We start from the raw sequence: 25,542 nt of genomic DNA, 5'->3' as shown, positions 1-25,542 counted from the left end.
AGAAGAATCCCCCGCGAACAGCGTGACACGGCCCCGGGAACCCGTCAACGCGGCCGCCGCGCGGTTGACCGCGCGAACTCGGCCGTGTCACACTGATCGCGCCACGCCTGTGTCCTTTTCCCGGGCGTTCCGGCCGCGATTCCCTTTTCCACGCCAGGTCCGAAAGCGAGCGACCATGAGCCTCGACCCGATCCTCCCGCCCGCGGAGCTGGACCGCGCGCTGGCCCGCACCGCCGACGCGCTGTTCGCCCTCCAGCGCTCCGACGGCAGCTGGGAAGGCAGGCTGTCGGCCAGCCCCGGTTCCACCGCCGACGTCGTGATCGCCATGCACCTGGCGGATCCGGAAGGCTGCCGCGACCTGATCCGCCGGGGCCTGGACTTCCTGCTGGCCAACCAGGGCCCGGACGGCGGCTGGGGCGACGACGTCGACACCGAGCCGACGCTGAACGGCACCGCGCTGTCGGTGGCCGCGCTGGCGCTGGTGATCCCGGACGAGGCCGCCGGGCAGATCCGCCGCGGCTGGGCGCGCGTCGAGGAATTCGGCGGCACCGCGGCGATCCGCGACGTGGAACAGTGCTCGCTCACCGTCCTGGTGCACTTCTACCTGGTGCTGGCCGGGCTGATGAGCGACGAGGGCCTGCTGCGCTGCCCGATCGAACTGGCCCTGCTGCCCGCCCCGTTGCGCCGCAAGCTGACCTTCGCGATGCCCACCGCGCTGTCGTGGGGCCTGATGTGCGCCGAGCTGATGCCCGGCGGCCGGGTCCGCACCGCGCTCAACAAAGCCGCAACGCCGAAGGCCATCGAATACCTCGAAGGGCTGGTCGGGTTCGAAGGCCCGGAAGGCGGTTTCGTCGAGTCGCCGATGATGTCGGCCAACGTCTGCATCGGGCTCACCATCGCGAAACAGCGCCCGGACATCGTGCGCCACTGCCTCGACTACTTCCGCGCCACCATCAAGCCCGAAGGCGGCTGGGCGGTCACCCGCGACCTCGAGGTGGACGCGACCAACTTCATCACCACCGGTCTCCAGCACGCCGGGCTCGGCGACGACGCGCGGGTGACCAAGGCGGTCGGCTGGATCCGCTCCGCGCAACGGGACGAGGACTTCATCTGGACCGGAGCCCCGCCCGGAGGCTGGGGCTGGGGACTGCCGTCCGGCTGGCCGAACAGCGGCAACACCGGCGACGCGGTCATCGCGCTGTCCGGCGACGGCGCGGACGTGAGCGACCCGCAGGTGCGGCGCGGCACCGAATGGCTGCTCCGCCAACAGAACTACGACGGTTCGTGGAGCTGCTTCGCGCAGGTCGGCCGGATCGCGAGCATGGACCCGTCGTTCGCCATGGTCGGCAAGGCGCGGTCGCCGAAGGTGCTGTACGGCCCCTGCGCGGTGATGTCCGCCGAAGCGTTCTCCGCGCTGGCGTTGTCCGGACGCTGCCGCCCGGACGACGAACCGTTGCGCAACGCGTACGCGTGGTTCGCGAAGGTGCAGCGGGCGGACGGTGCCATCGAGAACAAGTGGTACGTCGGGCAGGTGTGCGGAACGGGCTCCGTGCTTCGCGCGCTGGGCGACGCCGGTCTGGGTTCGAGCACGGTCGCGCGGCGCTGCGTCTCGTGGTTGCGGCTCAACCAAAACGAAGACGGCGGCTGGGGCGACGCGCTCGGCCGGGGACACTCCACGGTCGAGGAGACGGCGATGGCCTTGCTGGGCCTGTGCGCGTCCGGCGTGACACCGACCGCGCCGATGGCGGCCCGCGGCGCGCGGTGGCTCGTCGACCATCGCGACGCGGACGGTCTGTGGCAACCCAGTCTGCTCGGCGTGTACTTCCTCGAACTGCTGTACCGGCACGACCACACCGCGAACGGCTATGCCCTGCAAGCACTCGCGCGTTATCGCGAAGCACTGCGCGACGACACCGCGACCGCGCCGGGAACGTTCGACCAGCCGCGTTGGGCGGTGCCGCATGTCCGCCGCTGAGCAGGTGAAGCCGTGGAGCGCGGAGTTCGAGGAACTGCTCCGCAGCGAGCTGGCCTTGTGCGACGACACGTCTTCGCTGGAACCCGACACTCCGTTGCTGCACTACGGTCTCACGTCGCTGAGCACATTGGCGTTGAGCAGCAAACTGGTTACGCGGTACGGCATCGAGCTGCCCGCCTTCGACGAGCGCGCGTTCCGTACGCCGCGTTCGCTGTGGAAACTCGTCGAAGGCACCACCGGCTCTCTGGCAAGCGGAGACGCGGAACCGGCCGCCTGGCGCGCGCCCGCCGAAGGATTGGCCGCGCGGTTCGCCGAGACAGCCGCCCGGTTCGCCGACGAGCCGTGCCTGGTCGACAACGCCGGTGCACTGACGTACGCGGAAACCGCGGCCCATGCCGCCGCGCTCGCCGAAACCATCGGCGCGGGCGGTGTGGTCGCCGTGCTCGGCGAACGGGAGATCGCGACGTACTGCGCCTACCTCGGCGTGCTGTACGCGGGCGCCGCGATCGTGCCGCTGTCGATGGACTTTCCGCCGGAGCGCAACGCCGACATCGTCCGCCAGGCCGGTGCGCGCTGCGTCGTGCACACCGATATGCGCGGCGAAGAACCGCTGGAGGCACAGCTCTCCGCCATGGCCGGGATCCCGGTGGTGGACATCCACGACGCGGCACGTCCCGGCCCAGCGGCGCGGGCCGCCGCTCCGGTCACCGGCGACAGCCCCGCGTACCTGCTGTTCACCTCCGGCTCGACCGGGCGGCCGAAGGGCGTGCGGATCACCCACGGGAACGTGGAGGCGTTCCTGGCCGCCGCACTGCCGTCGTTCCGGACCGGGCCGGGGGAAGTGTTCTCCCAGTGCCACGGGCTGACGTTCGACTTCTCGGTGTTCGAGATGTGGGGCGCGTGGAGCAGCGGCAGCGCGCTCGCCGCCGTGCCCCGCGTGCACGCGCTCAACCCGGCGGGGACGATCGCCCGGCACCGCGTCACGGTGTGGGCCTGCACGCCGAGCCTGCTCGAAGCAGCCGCCGCGGCGGGGAATCTGGCGCCTGGATCGCTGTCCGGACTGCGGCATGTGGTGATCGGCGGCGAACCGCTGCGGCGCGAGACCGTCGCGCTCGCCCGCGCCGCCGCTCCGGAGGCGATCATCGACAACGTGTACGGGCCGACCGAGACGACGGTGTGGGTCAGCACCTACCGGCTGGCTCCCGCCGACCCGATCCCCGGCCACGCGATCCTGCCCATCGGCACCCCGACCGCCGGTGCCGAGCTGAGCCTCGACGCCGACGGGGAACTACTCGTCGCGGGCCCGCAGGTGTTCGCGGGCTACTCGGATCCGTTGCTGGACCAGGGAAAACTGGTCACCCGGGACGGGCGGCGCTGGTATCGCACGGGAGACCTGGCGGAGTGGCACGACGGTCTGCTGCACCATCGCGGCCGGTTGGACGGGCAGGTCAAGATCCGCGGCCATCGCGTGGAACTCGCCGAGATCGAACACGCGGCGACCCGTCTCCTCGGCGGTGTGCGCACTGCCGCGACTCCCGTGGCCGGGGTCCGCGGCGACACTGTGCTGGCCTTGTTCGTGGAGACCGACTCGACCGACGAGGCCGCTCTGCGCTTGGAGCTGGGCCGCAGCCTGCCGGGGTACATGGTCCCGGACCGGATCTTCGCGACCGACGAACTCCCGTTGAACCCGCACGGAAAACTCGACCGCGCTCGGCTGGCCGCGCGCACCACCTCCCCTACCGGATCGAACGGGTGACCAGCTCGTCGAACTCGCGATCCGGCAGCGTCCGGTTCAGCTCCAGCAGTTCCTCGGCATGCAGGCCGACGGCGTAACGAGTCTCGGGCGAATCGGCTTCCACCGCCTGCCGGATGGCGTGCGCCACGACGCCAGGATCGGCACCTCCGGCGAGACCCGTTTCGGCTTGGCTCGCCATCTTCTCGACCATTTCCCCATAAGGCCCACCGCCGGAGTACTCCCGCAACTGCGCGGCGGTCTGGTCTTCGAACTCCGTCTTGATGATGCCCGGCTGGACGACCACCACGTCGATGCCGAAGGGCCGAACCTCCATGCGCAACGTGTCCGAGTACGCCTCGAGCGCGTGTTTCGACGCGTAGTACCAAGCACCGAACGGCAAGCTGATCACCCCGCCGATCGAGGAGACGTTCACGATGCGGCCCGACCCCTGGGCGCGCATCGCGGGCAGGACGAGCTGGACCAGCCGAGCCGGGGCGAACACGTTGACCTGGAACTGATCGCGGGCAGCCGCCAACGGAACGTCTTCAGCGGCCCCGTGCAGCACAGTCCCGGCGTTGTTGATCAGGACGTCGAGCCGTCCCTGTTCGTCCAGGACAGTGCGCACCACGCGAGCCAGATCGGCCTCGTCGCGGGCGTCCATCGCCAACGGGTGCCCGCCAGCGTCGCGCAGTTCGTCCATGTTGGACGCTCGGCGCGCGGCTCCGTACACGACGTGGCCCGCCCGCAGCAGTTCCAGCGCGGTGGCGCGGCCGATTCCCGCTGAGGCACCGGTGATCAAGCAAACTTTCGACACAGGTCAGGCCTCCCACGCGACGGGCAGCTGATGCACGCCGTAGATGAGCATGTCGCTGCGCATCGCGATGTCCGAAGCGGGCACGGCGAGGCGCAGCGAGGGGAACTTGGCCAGCAAAGCAGGCAGGGCGACCCGCAGCTGGACGCGTGCGAGTTGCTGGCCCAGGCATTGGTGGATGCCGTGGCCGAAGGCGACGTGCCCGCTCGCCTTGCGGCGCAGGTCAAGGTTGTCCGGCGCGGGGAAGTGCGCGGGGTCGTGGTTCGCGGCGGGCACCGAGATGGTGACCGACTCGCCCGCGCGCACCTGTTCGCCGGCGAGTTCGACGTCTTCCAGCGCGGTGCGCACGGTGAACGGGATGATGCTCAGGTAGCGCAGCAGTTCTTCGACCGCGTTGTCGGCCAGTTCCGGTTCGGCGCGCAGCAGCGCGAGCTTGTCAGGGTGTTCGAGCAGGGCGAAGACGCCCAGCGCGAGCATGTTCGTGGTGGTGTCCAGTCCCGCGCCCAGCAAGGTGAAGCCGATGTTGACCAGCTCGGTGTCGGTGAGATCGCTGCCGGTCAGGTCGCTGAGCAGGTCGTCGGTGGGGGCTTTTCGCTTGGCTGCCACCAATTCGCCGATGACGCCGTGGACCGCGGCGTAGGCCGCGCCGGTTTCTTCCGGCGTGTTGTCCAGCCGGAACAGGGTGAGCGCCTGCTGCTGGAACCGGTCCCGTTCGGCGTAGGGAACCCCGAGCAGTTCGCAGATCGTCTGCGCGGGCAGCGGCTGCGCCAGAGCCGGGACCAGGTCGGCCGGGCTGCCGCGCTCAGCCATGGCGTTCAGGCAGCGGTCCGCGACCGCCTGGATCCGCTCGGACAGCAGGCGCATCCGACGGACAGTGAACTGGCCTGCCAGCAGGTGCCGGTAGCGCGTGTGCTCGGGCGCGTCCATGCTGCCGAACATTCCCGGCGGCGCGGGCTGATCGCTGGCAGGAGCGCCCGGGATCGGCATATGCCGCAATTCGGCTCGCGCGCTGAACCGGCGGTCGGCCAGCACCTCGCGGGCCAGCGCGTGGCCGGTCACCAGCCATCCGGCGTGGCCGTCCGGGTAGTCCAGCCGGCTGAGCGGACTCTTCTCGCGCAGTTCGGCCAGCCCTCGCGGCGGGTCGAACGGCAGGCCGGCCGGACGCTCGGTCGGCAATGTGCTGGTCATCGCCAGCTCCCTTCCCGTGAACCTCTTGCGGGAAACAGTAGGACAATGTTTTAGTGAGCAGCAAACGCAGAATCTGCATCTACGCAGGCAGCGGCCTTATTATCGATGCATTGGCCTGAAGGTGAATGCACCGGAAGGGCTCCGGGACGAGCGAGGCGGAGACGATCTGATGCCACCCGGCAGGTTGAGCTACCCGGAACGGCAGCGCGTCGCGGCCGGGTTGGCGGACGGGCTGAGCTACGCCGAGATCGGGCGCAGGCTGGGCAGGCCGAAGTCGACGGTGATCCGCGAGGTCGCCCGCAACGGCGGGGCGCACGGTTACCAGGCCGACCGCGCCGAACAGGCCGCCCGGCGACGGGCGCGACGCCGGGCCCCCGCCGCGCCACCGGTCCCGCCGCCTCGGGCCGCGGCCGATCCGCAGACCCGCAGCGACTTCGAGACGCGGTTCGCGCAGATGGCCACCCAGACCGGGATGCCGTCGATGATGGCGCGGGTCCTGATCTGCCTTTTCACCGCGGAGTCGGGCAGCCGCACCGCGACCGAGCTCGCCGCCCGGCTGCGCGTCAGCCCGGCGTCGGTCTCCAAAGCGGTGGGCTGGCTGGAAGAACGGGGCATGCTCCGGCGCGAGCGGAACGGCCGCCGCGAGCATTACCTGATCGAGGACGACGTGTGGCAGCAAGCCTGGCTGGCCAGCATGGAAGGAATCGCCCAGTGGGCGAGCTTCACCCGCCAAGGCGCCGAACTGTTCGGCGGCGACACGGTGGTCGGCACCCGGCTCCTCGCGACCAGCCAGTGGCTCCAGCACATCCGGCAGGACATGATCGAGGCGGCCGAACATTGGCGGCAGGCCGCGCTGTGACGACGGCCGCCCTTGACCTCAAGTTAAGTGGAGATACCAGAGTGGCCGCATGACCGTCTGGATGTGCGGAACGTGCGGGGTCGAACACCCGGACACCGAAATGCCGCCCGCCGGGACCTGCCGGATCTGCGCGGACGAGCGACAATACGTCCGTGCGTCCGGGCAGTCGTGGACCACAATGGACGAACTGGCGGCCGTCCCGCACGAACTGGTCCACGAAGAGCCGGAGCCGGGGATCCACCGGCTGCACCGCGAACCGGAGTTCGGCATCGGCCAGTGGACCTACCTGGTCCAGACCGAAGCGGGCAACCTGCTGTGGGACCCGCCCAACGCCCTCGACCGGCCCCTGCTCGACAGAATCGCCGAACTCGGCGGCGCCGCGGCGATCGTGGCGAGCCATCCGCACATGTACGGCTCGCAGGTGAGCCTCAGCCACAGCCTCGGAAACGTCCCGGTGTTGGTGCATTCCGCGGACCGCCAATGGGTGCAGCGGGAAGACCCGGTGATCCGCGAATGGCAGGGCACCGAACGGATCCTGCCCGGCATCACCCTGGTCGAAGCGGGCGGGCATTTCCCGGGCGCCGCCGTCGCGCACATCGCGAACGGCGCACTGCTGGTCGGCGACACCATCGTGCCGGTCGCCGCGCCGGGCTGGGTGACGTTCATGCGCAGCTATCCCAACCAGATCCCGCTTTCCGCCGGGCTTGTCCGACGTCTGGTGGACCGGCTGGAGCCGTACGCGTTCGACCGGCTGTACGCGCTCACCGGGGCCAGCGTGCCGACGGACGCGAAGGCCGCGGTGCGTCGTTCAGCGGAACGCTACATCGGCTGGGTCGACGGCACGAACGACCATCTCGGCTGACTCCCGTTACGACGCCCCTTCTGCCGGTCGGGGAAACTTTCCCCGGTAAGCGGGAGGTTCGATCGCGAAGCAGGCAACTATCGCCGCCGATTCGCTGTTCAGGAACAGCTGGAACACCAGGCCGTTCCGGGGCCGGTCATCGATCGTCCCGAGCGTCAGCCGCCGCTCGCCCCACGAGTTCAGTGCGTGCACCGCGGCCTCGAACCCCACCGAATACTGCCCCGCCTTCGCCGCGATGCGACGCCGGCGGCGAAAGATGGATTGCAACGAGAAGGTCTCGGCACCGCCGTACTCGTCCCACGCCGCACCGCGATCGAGCGCGTCGGCAGCGCGGCCCCAGGCGTCCGCACTTCCCGACCGCAGCAAGCCCAGCAGCGTTTCGCGTTCCACGACGCTATTCTTCCACCCGGTTCCCGTCTGCGCGCCTTGTTTTCATGACCCGAGCGTGAGTGGCGATACCAAGAGCCGCGTCTGCAGTTCGATCGTGAAGCGCTGCACGGGATCATCGAGGTCGACCGCGCACAGTTCTTCGATCCGTTGCAGCCGATAGCGAAAGGTGTTGCGGTGTATGCGAAGTGCCGCCGCCGCGCGGGTGGCGTCGCCGCCTGCGTCGAACCAGCAGCGGAGGGTGTTCAGGTATTCGGCACCGCGCGGGGAAGGGTCGCGGCGGAGGACGTCGAGGGAGCCGTCGAGCAGGGCTGGGTGTTCGGCGGCTAGTTCCGCGAGTTCGGAGATCAGGACGTGCGGCAGCAGGTCCGTCAGGTGGGCGGTCGCTGGTGCCGTCAGGACCCGCGACGCGTGCCGGAGCGGGCCTAGTTCCGCTCGGATTTCGGACGCGGTGGCGCAGGGGCGGCCGAGACACGCCACCAGCGGCGCGGTGGTCGACGCGCGCAGGCGCAGGCGTTCGGTGAAATCGGCGGGTCCTGGATCGGGCATCGACGGGAGCAGGACGAACAGGAGGGAACCCAGCGTTGCCGTCGCCGTGCGAGGGTTCAGCATTCGGGCGCAACGGGCCAGGGCTCCCTCGCGATCGGGGGTGACCTCGCCCAGGGCGGCGAGACGCCATCGCTGCGAAGTGCCGAGTCGTTCGGTCAGTGCTTCCAGTGATCCCGAACCGGTGAGGAGTCCGCGCAGGAGCTCCGCGCGGATCGCGTCTTCGTCGTCTCGCCCGGCGGGCCCGTCGATGAACCAGGCAGCGGCGGCCGTCGACACCTCGCGCAATACCCGTGCCACGGGCGTCTCCCGGCGCGGCGCGCAGAGGACGTAGCCGCCGATGGTGGTGCCGGAGTGGATCGGGGCGGCCCAGCGCACATCCCCGTGCGGGAGGTCAACGCGGGCGACGCTTCGGACCTGGGCGAGGCGCTTCCGCAACTCCGACGGGACTCGCCGGGCTAGCACCATTTCGCTGGTCAGGGCGTCCATTGCTTCGCCGCAACCGAAGGCGAGAACGCGGAAGGACGCGTCGGCGACCACCACGGCACCGTCGAGGGCTAGGGCCGCGCTTTCGGCGAGATCGTAGAGACCGGCCGGGGTCGCTGTCACGCCGCCGAATCGGGCACCGGACAGCAGGGAGTGCAGCACGGTGCCGATCTCGGCCCATTCGACCTGTCTGGCGACCACGAGCACGGGCACCGCAGCAGTGGCGAGGTCGAGTTCCGGCGGCAGAGCACTCTCGCGTACGACTAGCGCTGCGGCTCCCGCGCGGCCAGCAGCGGTCAGGGCTTGCGCTAGTTCGTCGGCGGTCGGGCGGGGCTTCGTCATGAGCACCAGTTGGTGCCGACCCGGCAGGCGGGCGGGATCCCACGGCGTCGCCCCGGCCAGCGGACGGTTCAGGCCCGAAGCGGGGGCCGCCACGCTGAACCAGCCGCGTCGCGCGCTGACCAGGAGCGGAAGCCGGATCGTCCCGTCCGGCGGAGGGAGATCGGCGGCGATCGGTTCTCCTGGCCGGGTGTCGACTGCCGTCATCGGGCCGCTCCTTCCGTCCACGCCACGCTGCGTCGGGGGAAGGCTAAACAGCGCCCGGAGCGCCGTCAGTGGGCTCAGCGCACTGCGAAGACCGCTCGGCAGGGCTATCCGCCCAGCCGCCGCAACCGGGGCAGCAGATCCCGCCGGGCGAGGCCGAGGAAGCGGGCTTGGTCGTCGCCGGGCGCGTGCAGGACCAGGTCGGTGAAGCCCGCCTCGACGTACGGCCGGATCCGTTCGACGACCTCGTCGGGATCGGCGGAAACGATCCACCGGGACGCGATCTGGGACATCGGCAGTTCGTCGGCGACACGCTCCATGGCGACGGGGTCGGAGATGCCGTGCTTCTGTTCGGCGGTCAGGGACAGCGGTGCCCAGAACCGGGTGTTCGCGACGGCGGCCTCGGCGTCGGTGTCGTAGGACAGCTTGATCTCGATCGAGCGCGCGACGTCCGCGGGCTTGCGGCCGGACTGCTCGGCCCCGGCGTCGACAGCGGGCTGGAGCTTCTCCGTGTAGAGCTCCATGCCCTTGCCGCTGGTGCAGATGAAGCCATCCGCCGTCCGGCCCGCGTATTTCGCGACCACGGGGCCGCCTGCCGCGACGTAAATCGGCACCGGGTGGGCCGGTCGGTCGTAGACGGTCGCGTTCTCGGTTTGGTAGTACTCGCCGTCGAAACTCACCCGTTCCTCTGTCCACAAGCGACGGATGAGGTCGATCGCCTCGCGCAGGCGGGCGAAGCGTTCCTTGAAGCCGGGCCATTCCAGGCGGGCGACCGCGACCTCGTTGAGCGCTTCGCCGGTGCCGAGACCGAGCAGGACGCGTCCGGGATAGAGCGCGCCGAGCGTGCCGAAGGCCTGCGCGACCACGGCCGGGTGGTACCGGAAGGTCGCGGTCAGCACGCTGGTGCCGAGCCGGACCCGTTCGGTCCGCTCCCCCGCCGCGGCGAGCCAGGCCATCGAGAACGGGGCGTGCCCGTGCCGGTGCCGCCAGGGCTGGTAATGATCGCTCACCAGCACTGAGTCGAAGCCCCGCTCCTCGGCGAGGACGGCCAAGTCCACCAGGTGGCGCGGCCCGAACTGCTCAGCGGATGCCTTGTAGCCGATGGTGATTCCCGTGGTGCGTGTGTCCATTCCGGACACTCAACCCGGCTGGCGGCGCGGAGTCATCGTGCACGGCGGACGAACTCCAGCCCGCTGCCTTGTGCGCGACGTCAGCCGGGCTCGTCCCAATCCACCCCTGCCGCCCGCGTCGCCAGATGCACCGCCAACCGGTCGTCCGGATCGCCGAGATCCACCGGGAGCAACTCGGCAATCCGTTCCATCCGCTGCATCACTGTATTCCGATGCACCCCCAGCGCCTCCCCCGCCGCCTTCGCCGAAGACTGGAAATCCAGATAACACCGCAAAGTCCGAACCAAACCACCGGAGGGATCCGCCTCCTCCAGCGGAGCGAGCAGGTCGGCCGCCGCGCCGCGCAAAGGTGCGGAGCCGTACCAACCCGCGATCAGCTTTCGGGCGTTGCCCGCGTCGATGTGCTCGACGACCGCCCGGCGGTGCGCGGTGTGGGCGAGCAACGCCGCGCGGCGGGCCTGTTCGGCAGAGCGGCCGATGCCCGCCGCACCAGTGTGGGCCCGGCCTACTCCGGCGCACAGCCGCAGTCCGGGATGCTCCGCTTCGACGGCCGCGAGTGTCCTGGCAAGCCGGTCCAGTAACGGGCCGGGATCCTCGGCTTGCGCGTCGGAAGTCAGCCAGAACAGCCATCCTTCGGCGCGTTCGACAAGCCTCGCGGCGACTCCGTGTTCGCCCAGTTGTGCTTCCAATTCCGTACCCAGCGCGGACATCCGGAGCGCGGACGGGGCGGCTGCCGCCTGCACCTGGACCGCGGTGTGCCGTCCGGCGAGCCGCCAGCCGAGTGCGGTGGCCCGTTCGACGGTGCGGCGTCCCGGTTCGCCGGGCTGTTCGAGGATTTCGCTGAGCAGGAGCGAACGGCGCCGGTGTTCGCGTTCGTCGCGGACCGCCTCTCCGGCCACGTGCACGGCGAACGACAGCGCGGCGATCGCGATCGCGCGCCGGACCGGTTCGAGCAGCACACCGGCCGCGAACCGGGGCCGCCGCACCGCGATCCAGTAGACCGCGGGTCCGGTCGTGACGACCTGGACCGGGTGCAGCATTAGTTCGCCGTCCGCCCCGACAGTCAGGGCGACCGGCCGCGAATCGGCCAGCAAGGCAGGGTCGGCACACCTGCCGAGCAACGCGTGCACCTCCGGGTCACCGGCCACGAAACGGGCCTCCGCGTCGACGAGCGCTACTGGTTCGCCGAGCGTCGCCGAGAGCTGCGAAGTGAGCGCGTTCGCGTCGGCGGGCGGACGCTGGAAGCGGCGGGACGCGTCGCCGAGCACCCGCAGGCCCGCGATCTCCGGGGCGCTGACGTAGGGGTCGAACGCCGTGATCACCCCGGTCGGAGTGCTGTCCTCGACGCCGATCAGCGGCAGCGCCAGACGGTCGGCGAGCCTGCGGGTGGCGAAGGGCACCGGCCGGTGCGGGCGGGCCGCGATGATCCCGGACAGGCCCGCGCTGCCCGCCAGCCGGATCGCGAGGTCCGCCGCGAGATCGTCGAGGACCAGCTGCTCACGCCCGAACACCACGACGCTGCGCGGGGCGAGCTCGGAAATCTCGTGCACCGCGGATCCCGCGACGACCGCCCCGACGGGCCGCTTCAGCCCGGTCTCGCCCGCGAGCACCTCGTAGTGCTCGATCAGGTCGAGGTCCAGCAGCTGGGCGAGGGTGACCGTCATGGCGCCGCCGGTTCCAGGATCGGCCCCACCGCGGTCGCCTGGAGGCGCGCGGCCGGCACCGGAACGTAGGTCATCAGGGCCTCCCTCACCGGGGTTTCCCGCAAGGTGCGGGGGTCGGCGCCGGCCCGGACCGCGGCGTCCCGGGCCAGTTGCCGGGCGCGGGCCGCCGAATCTTCCCGTCCGCTGGCGCCCTGCCAGAAGATCCGGTCGACCGAGCCCGCCGCTTCCGCGGTCGCCGCTCCCGCGGCGGCTGCGAGATCGCCGTCCGGCGGCCGAATCGCGTCGGGCAGGGACCGGTCTCCGACAAGCACGACCGGGAGATCGTCGTATCCGTACCGCGCACGGGCGACCGCTGCGGCGACGGACATCGAGCGGTCCACCACGGTCAACCGCGGGAGGCGCGAGCCGATCCGGACGCCGCCGAATTCCCGGTGCGCGCCCGATTCGGGCAGCAGGCCACCACGCGTCGACCCGACCACAGTCTGGTTGCCGGTCGCGTCCACCACCACCGCCGAGGGCAGTCCGGCCAGCCGCGCGGCACCGTGCAAGAACGCCGCCTGGGCTGCCCCGAGGCAAGCCGTGGCGTGTCGCTGCGCAGCGAGTTCGGGTAGCACGGTTCCGTCCCCGCGAACCACATACAGCTCCGCATCGGGATTGTGCTTCCGAACCGTGGCGCCCAGTTCGTCGATCCCGGCGCGGGCGGACTCGGCCAGCGCGGCGTCGAGCACGGCGGTGTTCTCCCGCTCCAGCAGCCCGATCGCCTCGGTCTCGCTGCCTTTGAGCACCGGGACGTCCGGCCCGAGCACGTCGGCGAGGACGGCCGCGGCCTGCTGTTCGTGGTCGGGATTCTCCAGCCCGTGGACTCCGGCGACCGCGACCGCGCAGACGGTTCCGGCGCACCGGCGGGCGAATTCGGCCACCGCGGCGAGGTCCAGCGGCGCGGACGCCGTGCCGTCGTATTCGTGCCCGCCCCGCACCATCGCGACGGGTCCCGCGAGCGCACTGGACAACTCGACCGGCCAGCCCACAAGCGGCGGAAGCGCGGTCGCACCGCCGATGCGCAGCACCCCGATCGGAGATCCCGCCTCGGCAGGCACGGGCTCCGGCAGGATCGCCACGACCCGATCGACCGCTTCGGCATCGACCTCCGCGAGCAGCGCATCGAGCAGTCTCGACGGCGAATCGGTGCCGGGAACTCCCCGGTGGGACGCCACGATTCGGTTCGCCGCGTCCAGTGCCACGGCTCGGGCGGCGACGGCGTCGAGGCCCACTCGCAACCGGCTCATCGGACACCGGCCAACAGCGGTGAACCGTCGAACCGCACCGGATCGACGGCGTACCCGAACGCGCGCGGCCCGGCCGCCGCGTGTCCTTCGGGCGTGTGCCACCGCTCGTCGACCGGGCTGGCGATCACGTGCACCTCCTGGCCGGCGGCGAGGTCGACGGTCTGCGTCAACGCGCCCGTGTCCGCGTCCGCGACGCCGATCAGGTCCGGGACCGTGGCCAGCACCGTGCCTTCCCGGCTGACGATCAGGTTCTCGTTCTGGAAGGCGATCCGCACGAAACCGTCTGGGGTGTCGAGGGAAACCACGCCGCGCGGCCAGCCGTCCGAGGAATGCTGCAGGACCTCCGCGACGGTTCCGGTGCACACCAGGCGTCCGCCGCAGGCGCGCAGGTACGGGTCGTGGCCGTCTTCGGCGAGCGCTGCCCCGATCCGGGCGCATTCGCTGATCGACCCGGCCGCGCCGAGCCGCGCGCAGTCCCCGGCGGTCACCCGATACGCGCTGATCAACGCCACGAGACCCAGCGGCGGCAGCACGGCCCGCACCAGCTCGCCGAGCACGGCGTCGGTGCCTTGACTGAACTCCGCGACGATGCCGGAGCCTCCGACGACGGTGATCGGCGAGGCGGAGAATCCGGCCAGCCGCAGCAGCGTCAGGTCGATCGAGGGCAGCGTGCGGCGCATCAGGTCGAGGTCGAGGCACGGCAGCCCGAGTTCGGCCGCGACCGCGAGCGGAACGGCCACGTTCACGCTGCCGAGCTGGATCGGCAGGACCGCCGCGCACTCGCGCCCGGCCCGTGCTTCCACCGCCTTTCGGAGGGTCTCCGCTTCGACGGTGCTGTGCGCCTTCTCGACGAGCGTGTGCGGGGTCCCGCCGGACACCACGGGGAGGACGAGCGCGTCCGGGTCCAGATCGCCCGCCGTGACGAGCGGGATCGGCCCGTGCCGCCGGACGGCCGCGAGCAGGAGCTGCTGCGCCAGGTACGGGTCGCCGCCGCCTCCGCTCCCGAAGTGCCCCGCGCCGCGCACCACGTCGTCGATCGCGGACTCGGCGACGTGCTCCATGTGCAAACCTTAACCGGCGTCGTGGCTGCTCAGGCGGTGGCGACACCCCGGAAACCGGCATACAGCCGAGCGAACGCGCGGGCGGCGGCGGTCAGTTCGGCGACCGGCACGTACTCGTCGGCGGTGTGCGCGACCGTCATCGACCCGGGTCCGTACACGACCGTCGGGATGCCGAGCTGATTGCGCAGGAACCGCGCGTCCGTGCCGAGTTTCAGTCCCCGGACCGGTGCGTCGTCCGCCGCCTCGCGGGCCTCGGTCACGAACGGGTGCTCCGGATCCAGTTCGGAGCCCTCGGCGAAGGCGAGGACGTCCGCGTCGTAGTCGAACTTGCCCGCGGCGTCGATCAGTCCGGTGACGGTGGCCAGCGCCTCGTCCCGGGTCTGGCCGGGCAGTACGCGCCGGTCGATCCGCAGCCGGCATTCGGCGGCCACGATGTTGACGGCGGTGCCACCGGCGATGGTTCCCGCGTTCGCGGTCGGAGTGCCCAGGAGCGGATGCGCTTTGTCGCCGAAATCGGCGAGGTGAAGCGCGGAGACGATCCGCGCGGCGTCGGCGACGGCGGAGTGCCCGGCAGCCGGATCACTGCCGTGCCCGGCCCGCCCGCGCACCACGATCTCCACCATCAGCGAGCCGCGCTCGGCCACCCCGACCCGCAGTTCGCTGGGTTCGGGCACGACGGCCGCGTCGGCGTGCACCAGCCCGGCGGCGACCAGCGCCTCGGTCCCGGCCCGGCCGCCGGTCTCCTCGTCCGCCACGAGATGGAAGACGATGTTCGCGGGCGGCACGATTCCGGCGTCACGGCAGGCGCGCATCCCTTCGAGCGCCGCGGCGATCCCGCCCTTCATGTCGCAGGCGCCGCGACCGTAGAGCAGCCCGTCCCGGACCAGCCCGCCGAACGGCGGCACCGTCCAGTCCTCTTCGGACACTGGCACGACGTCCACGTGCCCGTTGACCAGCAGCGTCGGCCCGTCGCCGGACCCGATGCGGCCCAGGATCGACGGACGCCCCGGCTCAGGCTCGAAAACCTCGACCTCGGCACCCAGTTCCGCCAAGACCTCGTACAGCGGCTCGACGACCGGCCGTTCCCCGCCGGGCGGGTTTTGTGTGTCGCACCGGATCAAGTCCGCCGCCAGGTCTGTCACCCTCGCAGCTTGGACGGCGGCAGCGGCGTTCATGCGGACTCCTCAAGGTGTGCGGTCATCGCGGCGAGGGCTTCAGCGTCGAGAAACCCCAGCGGCGCAAGCCCTTTCGCGAACCCCGCCAACGCAGGACGGAACGCCGCCACCTCCGCGAAGAGGTCGGCAGCCTCCCGATGCCGTCCGGCGCGAGCGAGCAGGACCGCGCGCCAGAAGTCGGCCTCGCGGTTGTCCGGCCCGATCACCTCCGCCGCCGACGCGAGACCTTTCAGCCGCGCGTCCAGCTCGTCCGGCGTGACACCCTCGAACGGCCCGAGCGTCAAGCCGCGCGCGAACATCACCCCGCCGACCGCGCCGAAGGCTCGCGAGCGCGGGAGGAGCCGGGACAGTTCGGCGAGCGGATCCGGATGGTCGTCGACCCGCAGGTCGACCACCACCTCGTTCCACGGCGTCGGGCTCCGTCGGCCGGAGACGACCAGCAGTGCCGCCGACTGGGCGCCGCGCACGTCTCCCCCGGCACCGTCCGCGGCTTGGAGCCCGGCGAGGATACGGTCGGCGAGGTCGCCGCCCGCGGTCTCGAAGGCGGACAGCGCAGCCTGGCACACGTTCGGGGCAGCCAGCATGTTCCCTTGCACCGTCACCTGATGCCCGCGCGCGGAACCGGCGTGCGGCGCGCACGAGCCGCCGGTGTGCGTGCCCACCGACCCCCGTGCGTCGACGATTCCCAGCTGGCGATAAGCGGAATCCGGGTCCTCGGCCACCAGCAGGTCCACAGTAGACGGTGCGGGTACGCCTGCCCGCAACAGCTCCAGGCCGCGAGGTCCGCAATCGACGTTGACGAACGCCTGGGTGGCCACCGCGCCGACGCCCGCCTCGGCCCACGGCAGCAACGCGCCGACGCCGAAGAAATGGGTCTGGGCGCCGACCCCGAGGCAGCCGGTGACCGGATCGCGCGCGACGATCGAGTACGTCACGGCCTTCCTTCCTCCGCTCGCGCGAGGTGGTTCCGGAGGAGGTCTGCCACCTGGCCGGTTTCCTCGAGCATCGGCAGGTGACCCGTTCCGTCCAGCTCAACCGCGGTGCCGCCGGTGGCTTCGGCGAGTTCGCGCGACATCGCGGGCGGACATGTCGGATCCTCGGTTCCGGCCACCGCCAGCACGGGAATCCCCGACGTGGCCACCTTTCCCGCCAAGTGCCGGATGTCCGCGCCGAACGCTCCGTAAAGGATCTCCGCGACCACCGTCGTCGGCCGAGCGCCGACCGCTTCCGCCATCACCTCCCGGACCCGCGCCGAATCCCGGTGCTTCCGGCCCACGATCTCCGGCACCTGACCGGCGAAGTACCCGGCAGTCCCGGCGGCCTCGAGTTCGCGCACCATCGCGGCGATCGCCTCGTCCGGAACGCCGGTGCCCAGCGTCGAACCGAACGCGGCGACGCTGCGCACCCGCCGGGGATGCAGCGCGGCCAGCGCGACGCTGATCGTGCCGCCCAGGGACCCGCCGGCCAGATGCGCCTGGTCCAGCCCGAGCGCGTCGAGGACCGCCAGAACGTCCGGCACGTAGCCGTCTTCGACAGTGAACGGGCCGGTCTGCCCGGAGTTCCCGTGCCCGCGCAGGTCCGGCGCCACGACCGTCCGGTCGAGCCGGGCGGCGACGTCCTCCCAGACCACTGCCGCGGAGTTGATCGGATGCAGGAGCACGAGCGGGACGCCGGACCGGTCGTCCGCCGTGCGCAGCACTGACAGCTTCCCGGCCGGTCCCTCGACGCTGACGCGGTCCAAGCCCCTGCTCATTCCGTGCCGTGCTTGGGCATCTGCGGGTCCTGGACGCTGACGTGCATGTGCCAGATCCGCCAGTCCGGGCCGCCCTTGCCGTCGTCGCGGCGGAAGAACTCGGTGGTGCGGAACGGGGTCGGGACCGCGTCCTGCTGGCCGGGAGCCAGCACGTCGGCGGTTCCTTCGGCGGTGAGCAGCGCGACGTCCCCGAAGACCTGGACGTCCGGGCCGACGGTGTCCTTGATCGCGGTGATGCTCAGCCCGATCTTCGCGGCGTTGACCCACAGCCGGTGCTTGTCCAGCACGCCGTGGTAGGTGTGGCCGTTGAGGTTGAACTGGTGGTAGCCGTCGCCCTCGGGGAAGTACTGCAGCATCCGGTCGGCGACGAGGCCGATGTTCGCCTCGTACCAGCCTTGGTGCGCTTCGAGGATCCGCTCGAGGTCAGTGCTCATGGTCGTGCCCTTTCAGTGGGTGAATTCGCCGGTCAGTTCTCCGACCGCGGCGAGAGTTTCTTCCGCGCCGCCGGCGACGACGGTCGCGATGGCGACGTTGTCCGCGCCCGCGTCGAGGTATTCCTTGAGGCGGGCCCGCGCGGTGTCCTGCCCGCCCACGACGCCGAAAACGTCGAGCCACTCGTCCGGCATCTCCGCGGCGACCACCTCGGGACCGCCTCGCGAGAGCATGTCCGCGAGCTGCTCGTTGGCGCCGACCGCGCCGAACAGCGGGCCAGGGCCACTCGCGGCGAGGTAAAAGGCAAGAACCGCTTTGAGCGCTTCCCTTGCGGCGGCTGCCTGCCCCGGATCCCGCGTGACGTTGGCCGCGGCGAGGACGGTGATCGTGATGCGCTCTTCCCGCCCGGCCGCGCGCGCGGCTTCGTCCAGCTTGCGCCGCGCGCTCCGTACGTATTCGACCGGTGCGAGCGCGCTGACGAGCAGGCCGTCCGCCATCCGGCCGGTCAGCTCGATCCCCTTGTCCCCGAGCACCCCGGTGAACAGCGGCACCGGCTCGGCGACCGGATGCGTGATCGCGACCTGGCGGAAGGCGGCGAACCGGCCCTCCTCGTCGATCGTCTCGCCGCGCAACAGCCCTCGGACGGCGGTGAGGGTTTCGCGCAGGGCGCTCATCGGCGACCGCTGGGTCAGGCCCATTTGCGCGGTCCAGGCGGGGACGCCGTGCCCGATCCCGGGCATCAGCCGGCCGGGGTAAGCGCGGGCCAGCGTGCTGATTTCCATGGCCAGCAACGCCGGATGCCGGACGACCGACGACACGACCCCGATGCCGACCGGGACCCGGGAAGTCGCTCCGAGCGCGAGCGCGGCGCCCGCGATGCCGCCGAGGAAGAAGTAGTCCTCGGGCAGCCACAATTCCCCGAAACCGGCGGCTTCCGCGGCCGCGGCCTGTGCGCCGATCTGTTCCGGCGGAGTGGTGCTGCCGAGCAGCACTCCCAGCCGGCTGCGGGACGGGTGGGTCATCGGCGGGCTCCTGTCGTGCGGGCTGGTTCACCACGTTGGGCTCGACGTTAGGAACCGCACCGGGTCCGGCGCTTCGGGCACGGCGACGAAACGGGCGGAACACGACAGTGCACGGTGCACGACCGGCTGCCGTTTTGTGCCAAGGTGGAGGCAAAGGGAAGGCGGAGACGATGCGCGAGTGGCGTTGGCTGGCAGCGGCAATGCTGGGACTGTGTCTCGCCGCCTGCACCGGTCCCGCCAGCCAGCCGGAACCCAAGACCCCGGCGACTCCGACCACCTCCGCGCTCAGCGGGAGCTACGACCCGGCACGGTTCGCCTCCATGGTCCGGACCCGCGCTCAAGAGGCGGGGGTGTCCCCTCGGCTGGTCATGGCGATTCTCTTCAACGAGTCGTACAAACCGCACGATCCGGCTCTCGAACGCGCCTGGCAGCGGCTCAAGCCAGGAGCCGCGTTCGGGGTCGCGAACATGCACGAAGCGACCTTCGACGCGACGAAGAAGGGCCGGGCGTTCGCCGGACGTTCATGGGACCAGCTGCCGGACGACCCGGACCTGGCGATCCAGGCCGAGTCCTGGTACCTGCACGACCTGGCCGCGCAACTGCCCGCGCACCGGTCCGGCTCGATCACCTCCGACGAACTGCTCGCGCTCGGCTACAACGCGGGACCGGGCGCGATGAAGAGCTTCGCCCGCGGGACCAAGCCGGGCGCGCAGGCACAGTCCTATTTGGACACTCTGCGCGGGAACTGGGCCAAGGCGGGCAAGGCGCTCGGCGAGCCGTGAACGGGTTCCGGCCCCCGAACGCCGCGATCAAGCCGACCCGACCGGTACCCGGCGCCGATCCTCGCCCGCACTCCGGAGGTGCCGAGCGTCCGGCCGTATCCGTCGACCGCGAACCGGCCAGTGTCCTCTTCGGACACATACGGCTCCCGGCATTTCCGCGCTCACCCGCAGCCGCCCGGGGCCTCGATGCGCCAGAAGCCCTCGGGCACTCCAGCCGGGATGAGCGGCGTGATCCACTCCGTCACCGCGTCGGCGACCGCGGCTTCGAGATCGTCGCGGGCCCACCCTCCCGGCCGCGGCGGAACATCGGGCTCCGCGCGCCGCGGCCCAGAACCGCTCGAGCCTGGCGGAAGTTTCGTGCGACGCGGAGCCGAGGATCCCGGTCACTGCGGCCCGGTAGTCACCCGTGTCCACGGGAGCGAGCTTAGAGCGGGTCTCCTCTGCGGACTCCGCACCGCAATAATTGACTCGCACACCGCAATCCCGAACATTGAGGCAGCGCCCGGCCCAGCCCTACGGTTCCTTGCGTGGCTGACATTTCTGCAGGCGAGACCCCCTCCCCCGAACGCTTCGCCATCGACGTCGACGACGCGGACCTCGCCGATCTGCGGACCAGACTGGACCGAGTCCGGCTGCCCGAACACGAGACCGTGCCGGACGCGTCCCAGGGAATCCAGCTGGCGCAGCTGTCGACCCTGCTGACCGCTTGGCGCGAGCACGATTGGTCCGCGCTGCAGGAGCGGTGGAACGCCATCCCGCACTACCGCGTCGTCCTGGACGGCTTGGGGATCGCGTTCTGGCACGTCCGTTCCGCCGAGCCGGACGCGCTTCCGCTGGTGCTGACACACGGCTGGCCCGGTTCGGTTCTCGAGTTCGAGGACGTCATCGGCCCGCTGACCGATCCGGTCGCGCACGGCGGTTCCGCGCGCGACGCCTTCCACCTCGTGATCCCGGCGCTGCCTGGGTTCGGGTTCAGCGACCGACCGCGGGAGCAGGGCTGGAATCCCGGCCGCACCGCGCGGGCGTGGGCGCAGTTGATGACCGTGCTCGGCTATCCGCGGTTCGGCGCGCACGGCGGGGACTGGGGCGCGTTCGTGAGCACCGAACTCGCGCGCCTGGTCCCCGAACGCGTCGCGGGCCTGCACCTGACGATGCCGATCGCCTCCCCCATTCCCGACGACCTGCTCGCGCCCGGCCCCGCCGAACAACGCGTCCTGGACCGGCGGAACCGGCACCTCGCCGACGGCTACGGCTTCGGGCTGCAAATGAGCACCCGCCCGCAGACCCTGGGCTATTCGCTGCTCGACTCCCCCGCCGGGCTGGCCGCGTGGCTGGGCGAGAAATTCGCCGCCTACTCCGACACCCGGCCGGAATCCGGCGGCGGCGTAAGCATTTCGCAGCAGATCGACACCATCGCGCTGTACTGGCTGACCGGCACCGGCGCGTCCTCCTCGCGGTGGTATTGGGAGGCGATGCGCTGGGTGGCCCGCAGCGCGGAAGAGGAGAACGCGCAGCCAGTGACCGTGCCGACCGCCTGCTCGGTCTTCCCGGCCGACCCCTGGCCCGCCGTCCGCCACTGGGCCGAACGCCGCTACCTCGACCTGCGCTCCTGGCACGAACTCGACCGCGGCGGCCACTTCCCGGGGCTGGAGCAGCCGGAGCTGCTCGTGTCCGAGATCCGGGAAGCGTTCCGGCGCCAGCGCTGATGCCGGGTCCGTCAGGAATCGCGGTACGCCGAGGGCCGCGTCCCGGTGTGCCGCAGGAACGCCGTCGACAACGCGGCCGGGTCAGCGAATCCGCAGCGCCCCGCGATCTGGGCGATGGTCAGTTCGGTGCCGCGCAGCAGCCGTTTCGCCTCGTCGATCCGCAACCGGGTCAGGTACCGGTACGGCGTCTCCCCGGTCGCTTCCTTGAAGACCCGGACCAGGTGGTAGACGCTCAGATGAACCTCGCCGGCGAGATCCGCCAAGGTGACCGGCTCGGCGAGCCGCTCGCGCATCGCCGCGACGACCGCCCGGACCCTCGCGTTCTCCCGCGTCGGCGCGGCCCGGGCGGACCGCCGCGTGTGCCGGGTAAGCAGCTGCATCGTCAGGAACGCCGCCGCGGATTCGGCATACAGATCGTCGGTCGCGCCCGCACTGCCGACGGCTCGGATGATCTCCTCGACCAGCGGATCTCCCGCCGTCAGCGACGCAGCCAGCGCGTCGAAGTCCACCGCGGCGCCGCCGAGCTGCGCGGCTGTCGCGTCGACGGTGTCCCGCGGAATGTGGACCTGCACGCTGTCCAACACGCCCGCTGCCCGGTAACGCCGCACCGCAGGCTGATCCGGAAGCATCAACTCGACGCGCCCCGACGTCCACGAAGTGCGCCCCCACCGGCCGTCCCGGCGCGTCTCCATCACCGCGCTCCGCCCGACCGGCAACACCAAATGCAGATCCGCCGCGGCGGGCAACGCCATTTCCTCGGCGACGGGGACGTGCTCGAACCGCTGCACGAGCAGGGACTCCCAGCCAGCGTCCGCCCAGCTGCAATACGTGCGCCGAACGTAGCGCGCCATGTCGAACCCGGCATACGGCTGGAGATCCAGCCGCGTGGAGTCGAACACCATGGTTCCCAGGCTAGCGACGATCAACACCAGGAGGCTCGATGACCACCGCTCGCACCGCCAGCCAGGCCCTGCACGCCGCCGTCCGGAGGCGAGACAAGGAGGCCTGGCTGGCGCTGTTCGCCGCGGACGCCCTGGTGGAGGACCCGGTCGGCCCTTCCCAGTTCGACCCGGACGGCACCGGGCACCGGGGCCGCGACGCCCTTTCCGCGTTCTGGGACCGGGCCATCGCGCCCAACGACTCGATCGAGTTCCTCTTCGACGACTCGTTCGCCTGCGGGCACGAGGTCGCTTACACCGGCCACGTCCGCAGCGAGAACGGCGGACAGGTGCTCGAGGCCGAAGGAGTGTTCGTCTATCGCGTCGACGAGGCGGGGAAAATCCTTGCGGTGCGCGCCTTTTGGGAGGTCGAACGCACCATGCGCACGATGCGGCCCGCGTGAGGGCTACGCGCGACGCTCGAAATGGCGGCGAGTCCGCTGGCGCGACAGCCAGTACAACGCGTGCGGGACCCCGGCCAGGAGACCGCACCCGGCGATGCATACACCGGTCACGAAAATCGGGTAAGAATCCACGCCATCGCTTCCGGCGCGCGCATTCTTGAAGGCGAAGGTTGCCCGGGTCAGCACGAGGTCCCCGATCGCGACCAGGCCGACCGCAGCCGCGGTCAACCGCCGCAGACGCTTCTCCCAGGCCAGCACAGGGACCTCAGCGCGCCCCTCGCGCAGCCGGACCCGCAGCGCGGCCACCGCTGTCCCCGCTCCGATCAGCAGACCCGCCCCGGTCGTGCCCAGGCCGAAGAGGAGGGCTCCTCCGGCGCCGATGTTGGCGCCGCTGTGCGGCGGCGCGGTGATGAGCATGACGAATCCCATGCCCAGCAGCACGGCCCCGGCAATGAGGATCCAGCTCGTGATGACCGTCAAGGTCCTGACATTGATTCTCGCGGTACTCATGGTTCCTTCCGGCTGAATGACGCCTCCGCCCGGTCGTCCCGGCCGCTGGTGCGCAGCGCCGGTTTCGCCCGGGCATTCCCCCTCCTGACCACCCAGCCGCCCGCGTCGCTCGCCTCGGGCGAAACGCGGGAACAACTGATTTCAGGCAAATCCATCGTATCCGGCCACAACCCGCCGAATGGGGCTCAGCGACGGTGTCGCCAAACGGTTACCAAGACAGGCACTCGAGCCTTTCTCAGCCGACGCGCGGCGCGGGAATCACGACCCCGTCCGCGGGCCGGTTGCCGCGGTAGCGGGCCACGACGACCCGGACCCCGTTGCGGAACGCGTCCGGCATCGCCGCGAGCACGGTGCTGCGCGGCACCGGACGAGGAACGTCCAGCCCGGTCATCGGCCGGGCAAGGCCGATCCCGCGGACCGTCCACCGCAGCCGCCCGTCCTTGTCCTGATCGGTGAATTCCAGCGAAACCGGGCGCAACGCCGCCACTCGCACGAGCCCGCTGTCCGGCCCGGTCGGGATCAGCACGTCGCCCGCGTCGAGAAGAAGGCAGACCCGCAGGGCAGGCGTCAGCCCGTCGATGGCAACGATCCCGCGACGGCCCCGTTCGGGTGACCGGAGCAGCCGGACGCATTCGCGATGCGTCAGCTCCACGTCGTCCATCCCCCGGCTCCTCCCCTGCGCCTCGGTGAGCCCAGGATCCCGATTCCGCCTCGCGGAGCGCAAGGACGCCCACCGCCGGACGGCACTTCCTGCCAGGCCTCAAGGCTTTCGCGGTCCGGTGCGGCGCATTTCCCGCTGCTGTTGAACTATTCGCCGGAAAACTCGATCACGCCAGCCTTGTTCACCGGGTCGTGGGACAGACGCGGCGGGCGCTATCCCGGATCGCGGTACCAGCGGCGATGGACCATCGGCTCCACAGCCAGCACGACGACCGCGGCAGCGAATGCGACCGTCCAGGCGAGCCGGTGGCGGCTTCGGCGGCTGGGGCCACGCCGAGGCCAACGCGGCGGCAATGGTGCGGTATCCGACCCCGTGCTTGCGCTGCGACGCCCGTTCCGGCAGGCCTGCCTTGGCATCGCGGCATACCGGTCGACGCGTGCGGCGGGTGTGTTCGCCATGCTGGCCGGACCCGCGACTCAGCGGCAGGTCAGCTCGCCCCCTGCCGGACGTCCGTCCCGTGCTCGGCGAACGCTTTGAAGTCCCGCATGTGCTGCTGCGACTGCTTGCGAAACGAGCCGACCATGAGCAGCGCCACCAGTCGCATCAGGGGCCCGTCGAACCGAAACTCGCTCTCGCTCTCCCACAGCGTCTTGTCCGGACCAGCGTCGACGATCCGATCGCGCTGGGCCTGCCACATCCCTTTGGCGGTGATCTCCCGTTCGTAATGCACGACGACCGACCTGGGCACTGCGCGGATGTCCGCGGGCTCCAGCCGAGTGATGGTCTCGGTGGCCTCCACCCGCTGTTTGCCCCGCTGGAGCACCACGCGCGAGGTGGTGCCGACCTGGCCGTGTACTCCGTTCACCGGTTCGTGCAGAACCAGGCCCCGCAGCCACTTCGCCAGGTGCGCCGGGTCGGAGATCAGCTGGACCACCTTCTCGCGAGGCAGGGCGATCTCGATCGAGTTGGCGTACTTCATCGCTCGCTTCCTTCGGGGGCGTAGAACGCGGTGGTGGCCGCCACCGCAGCCGCCACGCGATCCGGGTCGCCGCCGGCAGCCAGGTGAGCTTCGCCCCATGCCGCCGCGCTGCGCCGAGCGAACTCGCGTCCCCCGGACAAGGTCCGGAACTCGTCGTGATCGAGGGTCTCGCCGTCGGCCAGGAAGCGCGAAAAGGAGAGGAGATGCAGATCCCAGCCCACGCCGCCGGCGCCCGGGCCGTAAGTCGGGAACATGGGCTCCCCGACGGCCGCGGCGTGGACCAGCTCGAATTCGGTGCCCCCGGCAGTGCCCGGAGACAGCCTCACCTCGACCTCGCTCGTGCCCGGCCACTCGTCGGCCCCGGGCCCGAAGAGCCAGGACACCCGCAGCCGCCGCGGCGGGTCGCAGGCGAGGATCTCCCCGTGCTCACCGCCGTCCAGCTCGAACGATCCGCCCAGGCGCAGGTCACCGGTCACCGGCTTCAGCCAGCGGCCCAACCGCTCGGGGTCGGTGATGGCGTTCCACACCTCGTCGACCGACGCGTCGTAGTCACGCCGCAGCTCGATCGTGTACGCGTCGCCGGCCGGCAGGGTCGCGGTGCCCATCGCCCGGCGCGCAGCGGCCAGTTCGTCCAGTACGTCCTTCAT

At 71.0% G+C, this 25,542-nt stretch carries 25 protein-coding genes and 1 pseudogene; 7 read left to right on the top strand and 19 right to left on the bottom strand.

Annotated elements, in window-relative coordinates; all coding sequences use genetic code 11:
- The first annotated feature begins 175 nt into the window (after nt 1-175).
- Complete coding sequence (locus WA670_RS29670) at nt 176-1,975, top strand: prenyltransferase/squalene oxidase repeat-containing protein (RefSeq protein WP_336159503.1); 1,800 nt, start codon at nt 176-178, stop codon at nt 1,973-1,975.
- Nucleotides 1,962-3,731 carry an AMP-binding protein gene (locus tag WA670_RS29665; protein ID WP_336159502.1) on the top strand — a complete coding sequence of 590 codons (1,770 nt, stop codon included), beginning with the start codon at nt 1,962-1,964 and terminating at the stop codon, nt 3,729-3,731. Before WA670_RS29670 ends, WA670_RS29665 begins: the two co-directional genes overlap by 14 nt.
- Here WA670_RS29665 and WA670_RS29660 read toward each other — a convergent pair.
- Together WA670_RS29660 and WA670_RS29655 are read right to left on the bottom strand one after the other, a co-directional pair.
- Complete coding sequence (locus tag WA670_RS29660; RefSeq protein WP_336159501.1) at nt 3,712-4,524, bottom strand: oxidoreductase; 813 nt, start codon at nt 4,522-4,524, stop codon at nt 3,712-3,714. The two genes, WA670_RS29665 and WA670_RS29660, sit on opposite strands and share 20 nt — an antisense overlap.
- A 3-nt stretch (nt 4,525-4,527) precedes the next feature.
- Nucleotides 4,528-5,709 carry a cytochrome P450 gene (locus WA670_RS29655; protein ID WP_336159500.1) on the bottom strand — a complete coding sequence of 394 codons (1,182 nt, stop codon included), beginning with the start codon at nt 5,707-5,709 and terminating at the stop codon, nt 4,528-4,530.
- A gap of 169 nt (nt 5,710-5,878) precedes the next feature.
- Here WA670_RS29655 and WA670_RS29650 point away from each other — a divergent pair, with 169 nt between their 5' ends.
- Nucleotides 5,879-6,568 carry a GbsR/MarR family transcriptional regulator gene (locus tag WA670_RS29650; RefSeq protein WP_238606759.1) on the top strand — a complete coding sequence of 230 codons (690 nt, stop codon included), beginning with the start codon at nt 5,879-5,881 and terminating at the stop codon, nt 6,566-6,568.
- Nucleotides 6,569-6,617: 49 nt separating this feature from the next.
- Entirely contained in the window at nt 6,618-7,430 is an 813-nt protein-coding gene (locus WA670_RS29645) for a hydrolase (RefSeq protein ID WP_336159499.1), read from the top strand.
- 6 nt (nt 7,431-7,436) lie between these two features.
- On the opposite strand, the gene WA670_RS29640 is transcribed toward WA670_RS29645, so the two are convergent.
- From WA670_RS29640 to WA670_RS29590, 11 genes are all read right to left on the bottom strand, one after another.
- Nucleotides 7,437-7,820, bottom strand: a complete 384-nt coding sequence (locus WA670_RS29640; RefSeq protein ID WP_336159498.1) for a hypothetical protein — start codon at nt 7,818-7,820, stop codon at nt 7,437-7,439.
- 42 nt (nt 7,821-7,862) lie between these two features.
- Complete coding sequence (locus WA670_RS29635) at nt 7,863-9,395, bottom strand: helix-turn-helix domain-containing protein (RefSeq protein ID WP_336159497.1); 1,533 nt, start codon at nt 9,393-9,395, stop codon at nt 7,863-7,865.
- Between the two features lie 104 nt (nt 9,396-9,499).
- The gene (gene fgd, locus WA670_RS29630; protein WP_238606762.1) at nt 9,500-10,522 is read right to left on the bottom strand and encodes a glucose-6-phosphate dehydrogenase (coenzyme-F420); all 1,023 of its coding nucleotides are present in this window, start codon (nt 10,520-10,522) and stop codon (nt 9,500-9,502) included.
- 80 nt (nt 10,523-10,602) lie between these two features.
- Nucleotides 10,603-12,186 carry a helix-turn-helix domain-containing protein gene (locus WA670_RS29625; RefSeq protein WP_238606763.1) on the bottom strand — a complete coding sequence of 528 codons (1,584 nt, stop codon included), beginning with the start codon at nt 12,184-12,186 and terminating at the stop codon, nt 10,603-10,605.
- The gene (locus tag WA670_RS29620; RefSeq protein ID WP_336159496.1) at nt 12,183-13,472 is read right to left on the bottom strand and encodes a hydantoinase/oxoprolinase N-terminal domain-containing protein; all 1,290 of its coding nucleotides are present in this window, start codon (nt 13,470-13,472) and stop codon (nt 12,183-12,185) included. Before WA670_RS29620 ends, WA670_RS29625 begins: the two co-directional genes overlap by 4 nt.
- Nucleotides 13,469-14,533, bottom strand: coding sequence for a DUF917 domain-containing protein (locus WA670_RS29615; RefSeq protein WP_336159495.1), 1,065 nt, complete (start codon nt 14,531-14,533; stop codon nt 13,469-13,471). Before WA670_RS29615 ends, WA670_RS29620 begins: the two co-directional genes overlap by 4 nt.
- Nucleotides 14,534-14,562: 29 nt before the next feature.
- Nucleotides 14,563-15,708 (bottom strand): M20 family metallopeptidase, encoded by a 1,146-nt coding sequence (locus WA670_RS29610; RefSeq protein ID WP_336159494.1) that lies wholly within the window; start codon nt 15,706-15,708, stop codon nt 14,563-14,565.
- Nucleotides 15,705-16,643: a DUF1028 domain-containing protein gene (locus WA670_RS29605; RefSeq protein WP_336159493.1), complete on the bottom strand. Its 939-nt coding sequence runs from the start codon at nt 16,641-16,643 to the stop codon at nt 15,705-15,707. The genes WA670_RS29610 and WA670_RS29605 overlap by 4 nt, the downstream gene beginning before the upstream one ends.
- Nucleotides 16,640-17,461: an alpha/beta fold hydrolase gene (locus WA670_RS29600; protein WP_336159492.1), complete on the bottom strand. Its 822-nt coding sequence runs from the start codon at nt 17,459-17,461 to the stop codon at nt 16,640-16,642. Before WA670_RS29600 ends, WA670_RS29605 begins: the two co-directional genes overlap by 4 nt.
- On the bottom strand, nt 17,458-17,895 hold the full coding sequence (locus WA670_RS29595) for a nuclear transport factor 2 family protein (RefSeq protein ID WP_238606769.1): 438 nt from the start codon (nt 17,893-17,895) through the stop codon (nt 17,458-17,460). Before WA670_RS29595 ends, WA670_RS29600 begins: the two co-directional genes overlap by 4 nt.
- 12 nt (nt 17,896-17,907) lie before the next feature.
- Nucleotides 17,908-18,915, bottom strand: a complete 1,008-nt coding sequence (locus tag WA670_RS29590; RefSeq protein WP_336159491.1) for an LLM class flavin-dependent oxidoreductase — start codon at nt 18,913-18,915, stop codon at nt 17,908-17,910.
- Nucleotides 18,916-19,085: 170 nt separating this feature from the next.
- Here WA670_RS29590 and WA670_RS29585 point away from each other — a divergent pair, with 170 nt between their 5' ends.
- Nucleotides 19,086-19,697 (top strand): transglycosylase SLT domain-containing protein, encoded by a 612-nt coding sequence (locus WA670_RS29585; RefSeq protein WP_238606771.1) that lies wholly within the window; start codon nt 19,086-19,088, stop codon nt 19,695-19,697.
- A 161-nt stretch (nt 19,698-19,858) separates the two neighbouring features.
- Here the strand turns inward: WA670_RS29585 and WA670_RS45235 are convergent.
- Nucleotides 19,859-20,008: pseudogene (locus WA670_RS45235) on the bottom strand (hypothetical protein); the annotation flags it as partial.
- A 216-nt stretch (nt 20,009-20,224) separates the two neighbouring features.
- Here WA670_RS45235 and WA670_RS29580 point away from each other — a divergent pair.
- The gene (locus WA670_RS29580; RefSeq protein ID WP_336159490.1) at nt 20,225-21,403 is read left to right on the top strand and encodes an epoxide hydrolase family protein; all 1,179 of its coding nucleotides are present in this window, start codon (nt 20,225-20,227) and stop codon (nt 21,401-21,403) included.
- Nucleotides 21,404-21,414: 11 nt separating this feature from the next.
- Here the strand turns inward: WA670_RS29580 and WA670_RS29575 are convergent, their stop codons facing one another.
- On the bottom strand, nt 21,415-22,305 hold the full coding sequence (locus WA670_RS29575; RefSeq protein WP_238606774.1) for a helix-turn-helix domain-containing protein: 891 nt from the start codon (nt 22,303-22,305) through the stop codon (nt 21,415-21,417).
- 38 nt (nt 22,306-22,343) lie between these two features.
- Here WA670_RS29575 and WA670_RS29570 point away from each other — a divergent pair, with 38 nt between their 5' ends.
- A complete protein-coding gene (locus tag WA670_RS29570) occupies nt 22,344-22,745 on the top strand; it encodes a nuclear transport factor 2 family protein (protein ID WP_238606775.1) in 402 nt (133 codons plus the stop codon).
- 3 nt (nt 22,746-22,748) lie between these two features.
- On the opposite strand, the gene WA670_RS29565 is transcribed toward WA670_RS29570, so the two are convergent.
- The 4 genes from WA670_RS29565 to WA670_RS29550 form a co-directional block, all read right to left on the bottom strand.
- A complete protein-coding gene (locus WA670_RS29565) occupies nt 22,749-23,225 on the bottom strand; it encodes a hypothetical protein (protein WP_238606776.1) in 477 nt (158 codons plus the stop codon).
- A 265-nt stretch (nt 23,226-23,490) separates the two neighbouring features.
- Nucleotides 23,491-23,916, bottom strand: a complete 426-nt coding sequence (locus WA670_RS29560; protein ID WP_043828369.1) for a hypothetical protein — start codon at nt 23,914-23,916, stop codon at nt 23,491-23,493.
- A 487-nt stretch (nt 23,917-24,403) separates the two neighbouring features.
- Nucleotides 24,404-24,895 (bottom strand): SRPBCC family protein, encoded by a 492-nt coding sequence (locus WA670_RS29555; RefSeq protein ID WP_134729969.1) that lies wholly within the window; start codon nt 24,893-24,895, stop codon nt 24,404-24,406.
- Complete coding sequence (locus tag WA670_RS29550) at nt 24,892-25,542, bottom strand: SRPBCC family protein (protein ID WP_134729971.1); 651 nt, start codon at nt 25,540-25,542, stop codon at nt 24,892-24,894. The genes WA670_RS29555 and WA670_RS29550 overlap by 4 nt, the downstream gene beginning before the upstream one ends.

It is taken from the genome of Amycolatopsis sp. VC5-11 (assembly GCF_037034185.1).
In the GTDB taxonomy this organism is placed as follows: domain Bacteria; phylum Actinomycetota; class Actinomycetes; order Mycobacteriales; family Pseudonocardiaceae; genus Amycolatopsis; species Amycolatopsis nivea.
Note: the sequence above shows the minus strand (reverse complement) of the source record. Positions and strands in the feature narration are given on the sequence as shown.